This is a genomic window from Dialister sp., from assembly GCF_051885895.1.
Taxonomy (GTDB): Bacteria; Bacillota; Negativicutes; order Veillonellales; family Dialisteraceae; genus Dialister.
Map to the genome: position 1 here is coordinate 75023 of NZ_JBJEXP010000079.1, position 13385 is coordinate 88407.

The 13385-nt window shown below is 52.8% G+C and carries 12 protein-coding genes; all 12 read left to right on the forward strand.

Features of this window, described 5'->3' with window-relative positions; genetic code table 11:
* Positions 1-29: 29 nt before the first annotated feature.
* The 12 genes from ACI4N7_RS07030 (at position 30) to ACI4N7_RS07085 (ending at position 12474) form a co-directional block, all read left to right on the forward strand.
* Positions 30-689, forward strand: a complete 660-nt coding sequence (locus ACI4N7_RS07030; RefSeq protein ID WP_439732641.1) for an ABC transporter ATP-binding protein — start codon at positions 30-32, stop codon at positions 687-689.
* Positions 686-1858 carry an ABC transporter permease gene (locus ACI4N7_RS07035; protein ID WP_439732642.1) on the forward strand — a complete coding sequence of 391 codons (1173 nt, stop codon included), beginning with the start codon at positions 686-688 and terminating at the stop codon, positions 1856-1858. The genes ACI4N7_RS07030 and ACI4N7_RS07035 overlap by 4 nt, the downstream gene beginning before the upstream one ends.
* A gap of 347 nt (positions 1859-2205) precedes the next feature.
* A complete protein-coding gene (gene aroF / locus ACI4N7_RS07040) occupies positions 2206-3222 on the forward strand; it encodes a 3-deoxy-7-phosphoheptulonate synthase (protein ID WP_439732643.1) in 1017 nt (338 codons plus the stop codon).
* A gap of 112 nt (positions 3223-3334) precedes the next feature.
* Positions 3335-4195: a prephenate dehydrogenase gene (locus tag ACI4N7_RS07045; protein ID WP_439732644.1), complete on the forward strand. Its 861-nt coding sequence runs from the start codon at positions 3335-3337 to the stop codon at positions 4193-4195.
* Positions 4182-5249 (forward strand): 3-dehydroquinate synthase, encoded by a 1068-nt coding sequence (gene aroB / locus ACI4N7_RS07050; RefSeq protein ID WP_439732645.1) that lies wholly within the window; start codon positions 4182-4184, stop codon positions 5247-5249. The genes ACI4N7_RS07045 and aroB overlap by 14 nt, the downstream gene beginning before the upstream one ends.
* Before the next feature lie 10 nt (positions 5250-5259).
* Complete coding sequence (aroA, locus tag ACI4N7_RS07055; protein ID WP_439732646.1) at positions 5260-6537, forward strand: 3-phosphoshikimate 1-carboxyvinyltransferase; 1278 nt, start codon at positions 5260-5262, stop codon at positions 6535-6537.
* A gap of 136 nt (positions 6538-6673) precedes the next feature.
* The gene (aroC, locus tag ACI4N7_RS07060) at positions 6674-7774 is read left to right on the forward strand and encodes a chorismate synthase (RefSeq protein ID WP_439732647.1); all 1101 of its coding nucleotides are present in this window, start codon (positions 6674-6676) and stop codon (positions 7772-7774) included.
* The gene (gene pheA, locus ACI4N7_RS07065) at positions 7764-8600 is read left to right on the forward strand and encodes a prephenate dehydratase (protein ID WP_439732648.1); all 837 of its coding nucleotides are present in this window, start codon (positions 7764-7766) and stop codon (positions 8598-8600) included. Before aroC ends, pheA begins: the two co-directional genes overlap by 11 nt.
* 95 nt (positions 8601-8695) lie before the next feature.
* Complete coding sequence (locus tag ACI4N7_RS07070; protein ID WP_439732649.1) at positions 8696-9502, forward strand: shikimate dehydrogenase family protein; 807 nt, start codon at positions 8696-8698, stop codon at positions 9500-9502.
* The gene (locus ACI4N7_RS07075; RefSeq protein ID WP_439732650.1) at positions 9499-9993 is read left to right on the forward strand and encodes a shikimate kinase; all 495 of its coding nucleotides are present in this window, start codon (positions 9499-9501) and stop codon (positions 9991-9993) included. Before ACI4N7_RS07070 ends, ACI4N7_RS07075 begins: the two co-directional genes overlap by 4 nt.
* A gap of 153 nt (positions 9994-10146) precedes the next feature.
* Positions 10147-10362, forward strand: a complete 216-nt coding sequence (locus tag ACI4N7_RS07080) for a tautomerase family protein (RefSeq protein WP_439732651.1) — start codon at positions 10147-10149, stop codon at positions 10360-10362.
* 297 nt (positions 10363-10659) lie between these two features.
* Positions 10660-12474: an ammonium transporter gene (locus ACI4N7_RS07085; protein ID WP_439732652.1), complete on the forward strand. Its 1815-nt coding sequence runs from the start codon at positions 10660-10662 to the stop codon at positions 12472-12474.
* Positions 12475-13385: the final 911 nt, after the last annotated feature.

The following is a 13385-nucleotide window of genomic DNA, read 5'->3' on the forward strand; positions in this document are numbered from 1 at the left end:
ACAGGATTCAAAAATCAAAGGAGAGATCTATGATAACCATCCAGAACCTGATCTGTGATTTCCCTGACGGAGACGGGAAGAAACTCCGCGCTCTTTCCGTCCCTTCCTTTTCATTAAAAGAGGGAGGCATGGCTGTGATTACCGGTCCGTCGGGAAGCGGAAAGACCACCTTTCTCCACTGCCTTTCCGGACTGCTGACTCCTTCCTGCGGGGATATACGGATAGGGGATGTACATCTGTCCGACCTGTCTCCTGCGCAGCGGTGCGGCTTCCGTGCGGCGAAGGTGGGATATGTGTTTCAGAAGCCCCTTCTTCTTTCTTTTCTCACAGTGAAGGAGAATATCCTTCTTTCCGCATCCCTGGCAGGCAGAAGGCCGGAGGACCGGGAAATCAGCGATCTTCTTTCCCGTGTGGGGCTGGAAGGGCTGGAGGACAGAAAGGGAGACTGGCTTTCCGGCGGACAGCAGCAGCGGGTCTCTTTCCTTCGTGCGGTGATTCGAAAGCCTTCCCTGCTTCTGGCAGATGAGCCTACCGCAGCCCTGGATGAAGAAAACGGAATGCGGCTGATGGATATGATGCTGGACTATCAGAAAGAAGCGGGCTGTTTCCTTCTCTGTGCTACCCATGATAAACGGGTGATGGACCGGTTTCCTGTCCGCTATGATGTGCAGAAAGGAGCATTTCTATGATCAGGCTGGCATTTCTTTCTCTTTTCCGGCGCCCTCTCCGGCAGTTTCTTCTTTTTCTTCTCATTGCCGTTACGGCGGCGCTGCCTGTGTTTATCCTGCAGACGGCCGGCGGACTTTACGGCGGCATTAACCGGGCGGTAAGCCCTTTCCCCATCCTGGCCGGAGCCAGGGGTTCCGCCTACCAGCTGGTGCTGAATACTGTCTTTTTACGGGATCGGCCTATAGGAAATATTCCCTACGGAGAAATGGAGAAGCTGGAGGAAAGCGGCAGGACACAGGCAGTCTATCCCCTGGCCTTTGGCGATAATTACCGGGGCTTTCGCATCGCCGGCACGGATCCGTCTCTTTTCAGCTACCGGCCTGTAAAAAATAAGGCACCCTGGCTGGAAATAGGGGAAGGGCAGGCTTTCCAGGAAGAAGGGGAAGCAGTCATCGGCAGCGAGACAGCCCGTCTGACCGGACTTAAAATAGGAGATACCTTCCAGTCTATCCATGGCAGTTCTTCCAAGGGACATGCCCACAATCATCCTTTCCGGGTGACAGGCATTCTGAAGCCTGTGGGAGGTCCCTACGATACGGCCATTTTTATTGATATGAAAGACGTATGGGAAGCCCATGGGGAAAACGAAGAAGCCCGTCGGGAGGTCACCGCTCTTCTGGTTGTGCCCAAAGGCTATAAGGAGGCCATGGAGCTTCTGGCTTCCTACCAGAAGAACAGGGATGTGCAGATGGTTTTCCCCTCCCAGTCTGTCATTTCCCTCTATGCTATGGTAGGGCAGACAAAGCATTTCTGGGAAATCTTTGTCACCGCTCTTCTGGCCATGTCTCTTCTGATTACCCTTCTGGTCATGTACTGGAGCGGCCTTTCCCGGATAGGGGAACTGGCCCTGCTGGAAGCCCTGGGGGCAGGAAAAGGAAAAATCCGTCAGTTCCTTCTGGCAGAACAGGGGCTCCTGCTCCTGTTCGGAAGCTCCTGCGGCTGGCTTATGGGTTATGGAGCCAGTCTTCTGGCAGCCCGTATGGTATCAGGGGCCGCCGCCATTACCATGACGACTTCACCGGACTGGAGAGGATTTCTCATGATTCCTGCAGTTACCCTGATAGGTACCGCCGCAGGTCTCCTGCCTGCCTTTCTCCTGGGAAGAAAGGATGTATCGCCGTACCTGTGAGATACCGGCGGCAGCCGCAAAGCGGCCTCTTGACAAAATCGGCCCCGTGAGCCTATACTAAACTAACTTCTAACGAAAGGAGAGGGCACGATGAGACTTGATTCCATGAATAAAGAAATGGCATATGGCGTCTTTGGCTGGGGCTATTATTATGGCTTCGGTTATTTTTGCTGCGCCTGCCATGAGTCTCGTGCCCTTTTCAGATAAAGCAGTTTTCGAAATGAAAGGACAGACTCATGGGAGCCTGTCCTTTTCTTTTTGAAGGATAGTAGGATGGAAGTTAGAAGGAGTGGGGCGATTGTCCCGTAGCATTGAAGGAGCCCTGAAAGGGCACAGGAGGAAACATCATGATTATTGTAATGAAACAGAATGCACCGCTTACCGCTATTGAATCCCTGGAACAGGAAATGAGGGACCGCGGATTCCAGGTAGACCGCAGCAAAGGTTCCAGCAAGGTAGTCCTTGGCCTGGTGGGAGATACGTCCGGACTGGATGAACGGGATTTCCTCAGTAATCCCTGGGTGGACAAGGTCATGCGGGTGCAGGAGCCTTATAAACGGGCCAGCCGTGCTTTTCACCCGGCAGATACCGTGGTGGATGTGAAAGGCGTCAAAATCGGCGGGAAGAAGCTGGTGGTCATGGCAGGTCCCTGCTCCATCGAAACGCCGGAGCAGATTGGCGGCATTGCCAAGGCAGTCAAAGCTTCCGGTGCAGCGGTTCTCCGCGGCGGGGCTTTCAAACCGAGAACATCTCCCTATTCCTTCCAGGGACTGGGAGAAAAAGGGCTGGATATGCTGATTTCTGCTGCCCGGAAAGAGGACATGCCGGTGGTGACTGAACTCATGAGCGCTGATAAGATCGGCATGTTCCTGGAAAAAGGCGTAGATATCATCCAGATCGGTGCCAGGAATATGCAGAATTTTGACCTGCTGAAGGCGGTAGGCCGTCTGAATGTACCGGTACTGCTGAAGCGGGGTATGTCAGCTACCATTGAGGAATGGCTCATGAGTGCGGAATACATTATGTCCGAAGGCAATCACAATGTAATTCTCTGCGAACGGGGCATCCGCACCTTTGAAAAGGCTACCAGAAATACACTGGATCTGTCGGCGGTGGAAGTGGTTAAGGAAAAGAGCCATCTGCCGGTTATCGTAGATCCCAGCCACGCCACCGGTCACAGGGAAATGGTGCCGGCCATGGCTATGGCTGCTATTGCGGCCGGTGCCGATGGTATTATGTGTGAAGTTCATAATGATCCGGAACATGCATGGTGCGATGGAGCGGAATCCATTACGCCGGAGACTTTTGATGACCTCATGGGACGGCTGAAACAGCTGGCACCCATTGTGGGAAGAGAGCTCTGACGGCGGAAGCCCTGCATGCCGTTTCGGAATGCGCAGAAGGCAGGGCTCCCCGGGGCTCTGCCTTTTTGCACATACATATCATCGATTCAATTTACATATAAAGGAAACCAACATGAACAGTGACTTTAGAAAGATTCCCATAGCGGTTATCGGACTGGGCCTTATGGGAGGCTCCTTTGCCAAAAGACTGAAGGAGCTGGGCCATCCGGTCATCGGCCTGAACCGAACGAAGAGCGTGGCGGAAAAGGCTTTGGCTCTGGGAATGGTAGACACCATAGACCCCGGCGAACTGAAGAAAGCGGAAATCGTGATTTTCTGCACGCCGGAGAAGGGGACGCTTTCTTTTATCCGGGAGCACATCTCCCTGCTGAATGAAAAGGCGGTGCTGACGGATATTGCCGGCGTGAAGAACGGATTTGCCAAAGAGGTATCTTCGCTCCTGCCGGAAGGAATGGACTTTGTGTCCGGCCATCCCATGTGCGGAAGAGAAGGGGCGGGCCTCCTGCAGGCAGACGGTGCCATATTCGACGGTGCCAATTACGTGCTCATTCCGGAACCCTGGAACAGCAGGGAACACCTGGAACTGATCAAAGGCATGGCCCTGGAGCTTGGCTGTGCCCATGTACCGGTGGTGACAGCCGAGGAACATGACCGGGCAATTGCCTACACCAGCGATCTGCCCCATGTGCTGGCTACGTCTCTGATGAACAGCGCCTCCTACTCGGAAAAGACGAAGTACTTTATCGGAGGTTCCTTCAAGGATGAGACGAGGGTGGCAGATATTAATGAAAAGCTCTGGACATCCCTGTTCCTGGCCAACCGGGAGAAACTGCTGGAAGAAATCGACCGCTTCAGCGGTTCCCTGCAGCAGATCCGGCAGGCCATAGCAGAGGGCAGCGAGGAAGATATGACCGCTTTTCTGAAAGAGGCGGGAAGAAGAAGAAGGGAAATGATGCATCATGGCAGCTGTTAATGTGGATCTGGGAAAGGATTCCTATACCATTGAAATAGAAAGAGGACTTCTTGACCGGGTGGGCGGAAAAATCCGAGCCCTTACGAAAGCGGATAAAATCGCAGTCATTACCGACGATCACGTGGCACCGCTCTATGGGGAAAGGCTCAGTCATGCCCTGGAGGCCGAGAGATTTGAGACGCGGATTATCGCCATTCCTGCGGGAGAGGCCAGCAAGAACCTGAAGGTCCTGTCCGATGTGTACGATGCCATGTCGGAATTCGGCATGTCCAGAAGCGATGCGGTGGTTACCCTTTCCGGCGGCGTGCCGGGGGATCTCGGCGGCTTTGCGGCAGCCACCTACATGAGGGGGATTCCCTTCTTCCAGATACCGACTACCATTCTGGCCCAGATCGACAGCTCTGTAGGCGGGAAGGTGGCAGTGGATCTTCCCAGCGGGAAAAATCTGGCCGGCGCCTTCTACCAGCCAAAGGGCGTATTCATCGATCCGGATCTTTTACAGACACTGCCTGCCCGCTATGTGCATGACGGACTGGCGGAAGCGGTGAAATACGGATGCATCGGTGACGCGGAGCTTTTTGAAATCTTTGAGTCCCTGAAAACGGAAAAAGACCTGGAGGATCATATGGAGGAAATCATCCTTCACAGTGTGCTGCAGAAAACCCGCGTCGTGGAGGAAGATGAATTTGATACGGGGAAACGTCAGATTCTCAACTTCGGACATACCATCGGTCATGCAATAGAACGGTATTTCCACTATTCCACCTTTACCCACGGGGAAGGCGTAGCCATAGGCATGAGCCTTCTTACGGAGCAGACAGAAAAGTTGGGACTTACGGAAAAAGGAACCGCCGACCGCCTGATCCGGGTGCTTCGTAAACTGTCCCTGCCCACATCTATCGGCGTACCGGCAGAGGAACTGATTCCACTGGCCATGCATGACAAGAAGAGAAGAGGAAAGGAAATCACTCTGGTAGTGCTGAAGAAAATCGGAGCCTGCGAGCTTGTGACCGTTCCTACAGATGAACTTTCCCGGTATATTGTGACAGGCTGAGGAGGATGCCATGCAGATGACCATTGCGCCTGCGCCTTTGGCAGGCACCATCCGGGTCCCCTCTTCCAAGAGCATGACCCACAGGGAAATCATTGCCGCCGCTCTGGCAGAAGGGAAGACAGAAGTGACCGGCGTGACCTGGTCGGAAGATATTGAAGCCACTGTGCGCATTCTTTCCCTGCTGGGAGCTTCCATCGAAAAACAGGAGGGCAGAGAGGGCTTGACCCTTTCCATCAAAGGGGGCCTCAAAAAGCAGGAAGGCATCCTTTCTGCAGACGCCGGGGAATCGGGCTCAACCCTCCGCTTTCTGATTCCGCTGGGACTGGTTTCCGGCAGCCATGTCATATACAGAGGACATGGACGGCTGTCCGAACGGCCGCTCACCCCCTACTACCGTTTGTTTGAGCAGAAAAAAATTGCCTTCCGGACGAAAGGCGGCCTGCCTCTGGAAGTGGAGGGAACCCTTTCCGGCGGCGTGTATGAGCTGCCAGGCAATGTGAGCTCCCAGTTCTTTACGGGGCTTCTCTTTGCCCTGCCGCTGGTAAAGGGAGACTCTCTCCTGAAGAGTACTACCCCGCTTGAGTCCAAAAGCTATGTGGATATGACACTGGATACGCTGGCCCGCCATGGTATCAGGATTCTGGAAAAAGAAGCGGGTCTCTATGAAATACCGGGAGGACAGCACTATCAAAACGGCTCCTTTGCGGTGGAGGGAGACTATTCCCAGGCGGCTTTCTGGCTGACGGCCGCTCTTTCCGGCGGTCATATTACTCTTACCGGCCTGTCTGACAGTTCCTTGCAGGGAGACAAGGCCATCCTTTCTATTCTGAAGGATATGGGAGGCGTGATCAGGAAGACAGAAAAGGGGATAGAGGCGCAGACCGGCAGCCTCCACGGCACGGTGGTGGATGCGGAAAATATACCGGACCTGGTGCCTGCCCTGGCGGCTCTGGCGGCTGTGAGCGAAGGTAAAACGGAAATTATCCACGCCGGAAGGGTGCGCCTTAAAGAATGCGACCGCCTCCATGCCATGGCAGTGGAGCTTTCCCGTCTGGGAGCGGAAGTGGAAGAAAAGCCGGAGGGTCTGGTCATCTGCGGGAAGCCGTCTCTTTCCGGCGGTACCGTTTCCTCCTGGAATGACCACCGCATCGCCATGGCCCTGGCCTCCATTACACCCCGCCTCACGGGGCCTCTGACCATCGAAGGCGCAGAAAGCGTAAAGAAATCCTATCCCCGCTTCTGGGAGGATTTCCGGAAAGTGGGCGGAAGGACGGCAGAAAAGCGGTAGCGGAGGGCGCCTGACAGCTTCAAAAGAAGTAAGCGCAGCTCCGCTTTGCGGCAGCCGCCGCGAAGCTGGCAGTTTTTTACATCACCTGCGCCGTCAGGTGCGCTTCACCGGCTCACCATTATAACAGGAGAAGACCATGAGCAATACATTTGGAGAAACACTGAAAGTAACAATTTTCGGGGAATCCCACGGCACTGCCATTGGAGCAGTGATTGACGGGCTGCCTCCCGGCATTTCCATAGACTGGGACGAAGTGAGGCGGGAAATGGCCCGCCGGGCGCCGGGAAGTTCAAACCTGGCTACGCCCCGAAAGGAAAAGGACCAGATTGAAATCCTTTCCGGCTATTTCCGGGACCATACGACAGGAACACCTCTGGCTATGGAAATCCGGAATACAAACCAGCATTCCGGGGACTATGATATTCTGAAAGACCATATGCGTCCGGGCCATGCCGATTATACAGGCTTTGTCAAATACGGCGGATTTAATGACTATCGGGGCGGCGGCCACTTTTCCGGACGCATTACGGCGCCGCTGACATTTGCCGGAGCCATTGCCCGGCAGGTGCTGGAAAAGGAAGGCATTTACATTGGAGCCCATGCGGCAGATGTCCACGGCATCCGGGACTGCCCTTTCCATCCCCTGGGAGAGGAGAAGGCGCTCTTTGACCGTCTGGATAGGAAAAAGCTTCCTGTGATTGACGAGGAGAAAGGAAAGGCCATGGAAGAAGCCATCCTGGCTGCACAGAAGGAGGGGGACTCTGTGGGAGGCATGGTGGAATGCATGATCTGCGGCCTTCCTATGGGGCTGGGAGATCCTTTCTTTGATTCCCTGGAAAGCGAAATGTCTCATATGATGTTCTCCGTGCCTGCGGTGAAAGGCATTGAGTTCGGGAGCGGATTCGGGTTTGCTTCCCTTTTCGGCTCAGAGGCCAATGACAGCCTCCATTATGCCGGGGAAAAGCCTGTTTCCCTCACCAATCATAACGGCGGCGTGCTGGGAGGCATTTCCAGCGGAAGCCCCGTCCTTTTCCGGCTGGCGGTAAAGCCCACCGCTTCCATCGGGAAACGGCAGAAAACCATTGATATTGCAAAGAAGGAAGATACAGAACTTTCCATCGGCGGACGCCATGATCCCTGCATTATTCCCCGGGCCATCCCGGTGATTGAAAATGCAGCGGCTCTGGTGATTCTGGATCTGCTCCTTACAGACAGGAGGAATTCCCATGTCAGATAAAATACTTCGGGTTGGATGCTACGGCGCCAAAGGTTCCTATACCTATGAAGCCATGGAAAAACAGTTTGGCGAAAGGAAAAGGGAGGAATCCTATTTTCCCCTTTTCGAAGATGTGCTGAAAGCGGTGCAGGAGGGAGACATCGATTACGGCGTAGTGCCCATTGAAAATTCTTCCACCGGCGGCATTACGGAGGTGTATGACCTCATCCAGCGCTACGGCTGTGCCGTGGTGGGAGAGCAGGTGGTCAAAATCGAGCACAACCTGCTGGGCCTTCCGGGAGCGAAACTGGAAGATATTGACACGGTTTTCTCCCATCCCCAGGGATTTGCCCAGTGCCGTCCCTTCTTCAACAAGCATAGGAACTGGACATTGAAGCCCTATTTTTCCACTTCCCGAAGTGCGGAAAAAGTCGCCCAGGATGGAAAGAAAAACCAGGCCGCCGTGGCCAGCAGGACAGCGGCACGGCTGTATGGACTTACGGTGCTGGCAGAAAATATTTTCTTCAATGCCAGCAACTACACCCGATTCTTTATTATCGGGCCGAAAATGGAAATCAAGCCGGAGGCGGATAAAATCACCCTTGTGATTTCCGTGCGCCATGAACCTGGCGCTCTTTACCATGTGCTGGGCTATTTCTTCTACGGCGGCATGAACATGACCCACCTGGAATCCCGCCCCATGGAAGGAAGGCCTTTTGAATACTTCTTCCATATTGATGTCATGGGCCGCCTGGAGGATCCCTCCAATGCCCAGACACTCAGGGGACTGAAATCCATGTGTACCTATTTCAAAATTCTGGGAAACTATCCTGCCTGCAGGGCGTAAAGAAAATCTGAGGAGAAAGCTCTATTTGCCAGGGGCCTTCTCTTCCGTACCTCCTGCTCCATGCAGCGGTCCATCGCAATAGAAAGGAGCCGACCATGAAACTGGGCCTTTTGGGAGAAGTGCTGGGACACAGCCTGTCTCCCGTGATTCATGAGAAATTATTTAAAAAACTGGGCATTGCCTCCACCTATGAACTGATTGAAATTCCGAAAGCTTCCTTCCGGACAGATCTGCCCTCCCTGCTTTCTTCCTATGACGGGCTGAACGTGACCATTCCCTACAAGGTGGATGTCATCCCTTTCCTGGATGAATTGTCCAAAGAAGCGGAGACCATAGGCGCAGTGAACACCATCGCCCATAAGAACGGGAAACTTCTGGGACTGAATACGGACTATACAGGATTTGCCCGCACCCTTTCGCGCATCCACTGCCAGGTGGAAGGGAAGGATGCGGTGGTTCTGGGGCATGGCGGCGCTTCCCGGGCCATTATCCAGTGCCTTTTTGATGAAAGGGCGAAAGAAATTCATGTCATCAGCCGCCATCCGGAAAAGGTGGATCCGGATTTTCTTTCCTTTGCGGAGAAAAGAAATGTGAAAATCGAAGGCTATGACAGTCTGCAAGGGAAAGAGGATAATTATCTTCTGGTTAATGCCACGCCGGTAGGCATGTATCCCCGTACAGGCGTCTCTCCTGTTCCTGCCGCTGTGGCCGCCTCTTTCCCCAAGGTTGTGGATATTATCTATAATCCGGCGGAGACGAAGCTTCTGCAGGATGCGGAAACAAGCAGCCGCTCCAACGGCATGTACATGCTTGTCATGCAGGCCATGGCGGCGGAAGAAATCTGGCTGGGCAGGAAAATTCCCGAATCGGTGACGGCGGCGATTGTGGAGGAAATGATATGACGAAAAATATTGTTCTCATCGGCATGCCGGGCTGCGGGAAAACCACCTTCGGCCAGGCGCTGGCCCATGCACTGCACCGCCCTTTTATAGATGCCGATGTTTATCTGGAACAGAGGGAAAAGAGAACCATCCCCAGCCTTTTTGCGGAAAGCGAGACGGTCTTCCGGGATGCGGAGGAACGAACCATCCGGGAACTGTCCCAGCAGGAAGGAATCATCATCGCCACTGGCGGAGGCGTTGTGAAGCGGGATATCAATATCCAGAGGCTTCATAAAAAAGGACTGATCATTTTCATTGACCGGAAGGCGGAAGACATCATTACCGATGTGGAAGTGGAAAAACGGCCGCTTCTGAAGAATGGGCCGGATCAGGTGTTTACACTGTATAAGGAAAGAATCAGCCTTTACCGCAGAGCAGCGGACAGGACCCTGGAAAACCGGGGCAGCCTGGAGGAAGTGATGGCCCGCCTGCTGGCAATGGTGGAAGGATAAAAGAAATTTTTTCCGCCTGCTTCCTGCCTTCAGACCTTTTACAGGGAAAATGCAGAAGGAGGTTGGCAGCGCCCGGCCGGTTTTGTAAAATGAAGGTAACAGCTCCGGAGACGAAGGGGCTTATCCATGGTTTTCACATGAAGGAGGTTTATCATGCCTTACGTCAACATCAAAATTACCAGAGAAGGAAATGTTACACCGGAACAGAAGGCCCGGCTGATCAGCGGCGTTACCAGCCTGCTGGCTGACGTACTCCATAAGAATCCTGCCACCACGGTGGTGGTCATTGATGAAGTGCCTCTGGAAAACTGGGGTCTTGGCGGAGATCCGATCCTCATTGCCCGGGAAAAGAGAGCCAAAAAGCAGTAATGATTTTCTGCACTGCGCCGGAAGGCAAAAATGGTATCTTTCTGTTAAAGGCCGCTGTGCGGCCTTTTTTCATTTTCCCCCTTGACGTTTCGTAAATGCTATTGTATCCTATTAACATACATAGGGCCGAGAGGCCAAAACTACATATTTTTTGACAAAGATGTCTGATAGGAGTATTCATATCAGGCTTTTTCTTTTGGACAAAGGCGCCCGGGAATTTTCCGGGCGCCTTTGTCATTGGAAGGAAAGCCGGTGATTCCATCAGACCTCTTTTGTTCAGGAGAGGGAGTGGGTTTTATGAAAAAAATGGAAGCGGTTGTACGAAAGTGGCCTCTGCTTCTGGCTGCCCTGACCATGCCGACCGTGGTTATGGCTGCAGATACGGAAGGCCGGTATTCTTCGGTGGATACCATCTGGGTGCTTTTAGGCGCTATCCTGGTTTACTTTATGCAGCCCGGGTTCGCCATGGTGGAAACAGGACTGACCCGTGCAAAGAATGCGGGCAATATCGTCATGAAGAATTTCATGGATTTTGCTCTGGGCACCGTGGTATTCTGGTTTCTGGGCTTTGGTCTCATGTTTGGTACGGACATCGGCGGCATCATCGGCACGCCGGACCTCTTTGTCACCCATTTCCAGGTGCCTGATGATGCAGGCTATACACCCATGACATACCTCTTCTTCCAGACGGTATTCTGTGCGACCTCGGCTACCATCGTTTCCGGGGCTATGGCAGAACGGACCAAGTTTTCCGCCTACTGCATCTATTCCGTAGTGATTTCTCTTCTGATTTATCCTATTTCCGGACACTGGATCTGGGGCGGCGGCTGGCTCTCCCAGCTGGGCTTCCATGATTTCGCCGGCTCCACCTGCGTTCATCTGGTAGGCGGTGTATGTGCCCTGGTAGGAGCATGGCTCCTGGGACCAAGAATCGGCAAGTACAATAAGGACGGCAGCGTAAATGCCATTCCGGGCCACAGCATTACCCTGGCCTGCCTGGGCATGTTCATCCTGTGGATGGGCTGGTTCGGATTCAACGGCGGCTCCACGGTTTCCATGACCGGTGATGAAGTCATCGAATCTGCAGGCCATATCATGATTACCACCAACCTGGCTGCAGCAGTAGCTGCCTGCACCACCATGATCGTTACCTGGGTGAAATACGGCAAACCTGATGTTTCCATGACACTGAACGGCGGCCTGGCCGGCCTCGTTGCCATTACCGCCGGATGCGATACCGTAACGGTACCCGGATCCTTCTTCATCGGCCTTATCGCCGGCGTATTCATTGTCTATGCTGTTGAATTCATTGACCAGAAAATGAAAATCGATGATCCCGTAGGCGCTGTAGCAGCTCACGGCGGATGCGGCGCACTGGGCACCATCCTCACCGGTTTCTTCTCCGAATCAGACGGTCTTCTCTATACGGGAGATCCTCATTATCTCTTCATCCAGATCCTGGGTGTAGTGGTTGTAGCTCTTTATGTATTCATTGCCATTAATATTGTATTCCGCCTCATCCGTGCCACCATCGGTCTCCGCGTCAGCAGAGAAGAAGAAATCAACGGCCTGGACTTCGAGGAACACGGTCTGGCTTCCGCTTATGCCGATTTCATGATGGTTCCGGAAACAGCAGAGGAAAAGATAGAAGCCGGCAAGGCTCCGGCCAATGCAGTAGAAATCCCCATGGACAAGGAAGTACCGGAAACGGTGGTACCGAAAGAACCGCCGGCAGACGGACACCGTCTCTACTGTGTCACCATTATTACTTCGGACAAGCGGTTTGAAATTCTGAAAGCTTCCATGGAAGCCATCGGCATTACCGGCATGACTGTCACCAAAGCCCTCGGGTTCGGTCTGGAAAAGGGACAGACCCAGATGTACCGCGGCGCTGCCGTTTCTGCCAAACTTCTGCCTAAGGTGCGTGTGGATATCGTCGTATCCAAGATCTCCCCCAGAACAGTGATTGAAGTGGCCAAGAAAGCCCTGTATACCGGCAAGTACGGCGACGGCAAGGTCTTTGTTACCACTGTGGATAATGCAGTGAAGATCCGTACCGGCGAAGAAGGCTACGATGCCCTGCAGGATTATCCGATTGAAGAAAGTAAATAAAGATTCCCGTGCATGAAAAGGACTGCGGCATGCCGCAGTCCTTTTTGCATGGGATGGAGGGAAAAGGGAATAAGGTATACTTGTTCTTCTCCTTCTGAAAACTCAACCTTTTCACAGAGTTATTCACAACTTGTTCATAACTTTGAAATGAGAATGAAGAATATAGACATAAAGCAGGGAAAAGAGAACTGTCTACTGGAGATATACACAAAAATATGTGAATCATTGTGAATAAAAAGGGTAGAGAGTAGAAAAAGGGAAAATGAATAGCCCTCTATGTGGGGATTTCAGGAGAAATTCAGTTATCCACAGGGGGAATATCTGTGAATAGGCTTTTCACAGTCTGCCGGGCAGAGAGAAAAAATAGAGAAAAGATTCTGTAAACAAAGGGTCAACATATGATTTCACGTTAAAAAATCACGAAAAATGGAGAATACGGCGGAAAATAAAAGGAAAGGATCTGTCCGTATCCAGTGGAATGACAAAAATCAATATAAGAATACACAGGAATAAGGCCCCTGAAAGGAACTTGTGAAAAGAGGTATACTATTATTTTCTTCACAATTTCACAGGAGCTGCCTCCGGAGAGTAAAACGCCCCGGTATCATACAGGAAACTATTGACTTTTGGGGAAGTTCAGTTTAAAATAGCTATAATTTCAAAGAAGCAGGGAAGAGAAGAGTACCCGTGCAGGAATGGCAAAGAGAGCTCCGCTTGGTGGGAAGGAGCGCAGGATCGCATGGAGAAGATGGCCTCTGAGCTTGATCTGCCGAATGGTGAAGCAGTCCGGGAGTCTCCCGTTACAGAGACAGGGTATCAAGGCATGTCCGGCGTACCTGCAGAGGCTTTTCCGGTGACGGAAAAGCGAAATTGGGTGGTAACACGAGTATCTCGTCCCGAAAAGGGACGGG

Excerpts from the sequence above, each read along its gene's own strand:
- ACI4N7_RS07075 (WP_439732650.1), top strand. The coding sequence starts at position 9,499 with ATGACGAAAAATATTGTTCTCATCGGCATGCCGGGCTGCGGGAAAACC.
- ACI4N7_RS07030 (WP_439732641.1), top strand. The coding sequence starts at position 30 with ATGATAACCATCCAGAACCTGATCTGTGATTTCCCTGACGGAGACGGG.
- ACI4N7_RS07070 (WP_439732649.1), top strand. The coding sequence starts at position 8,696 with ATGAAACTGGGCCTTTTGGGAGAAGTGCTGGGACACAGCCTGTCTCCC.
- aroF (WP_439732643.1), top strand. The coding sequence starts at position 2,206 with ATGATTATTGTAATGAAACAGAATGCACCGCTTACCGCTATTGAATCC.
- aroB (WP_439732645.1), top strand. The coding sequence starts at position 4,182 with ATGGCAGCTGTTAATGTGGATCTGGGAAAGGATTCCTATACCATTGAA.
- pheA (WP_439732648.1), top strand. The coding sequence starts at position 7,764 with ATGTCAGATAAAATACTTCGGGTTGGATGCTACGGCGCCAAAGGTTCC.
- ACI4N7_RS07085 (WP_439732652.1), top strand. The coding sequence starts at position 10,660 with ATGAAAAAAATGGAAGCGGTTGTACGAAAGTGGCCTCTGCTTCTGGCT.
- aroC (WP_439732647.1), top strand. The coding sequence starts at position 6,674 with ATGAGCAATACATTTGGAGAAACACTGAAAGTAACAATTTTCGGGGAA.
- ACI4N7_RS07035 (WP_439732642.1), top strand. The coding sequence starts at position 686 with ATGATCAGGCTGGCATTTCTTTCTCTTTTCCGGCGCCCTCTCCGGCAG.
- aroA (WP_439732646.1), top strand. The coding sequence starts at position 5,260 with ATGCAGATGACCATTGCGCCTGCGCCTTTGGCAGGCACCATCCGGGTC.
- ACI4N7_RS07080 (WP_439732651.1), top strand. The coding sequence starts at position 10,147 with ATGCCTTACGTCAACATCAAAATTACCAGAGAAGGAAATGTTACACCG.
- ACI4N7_RS07045 (WP_439732644.1), top strand. The coding sequence starts at position 3,335 with ATGAACAGTGACTTTAGAAAGATTCCCATAGCGGTTATCGGACTGGGC.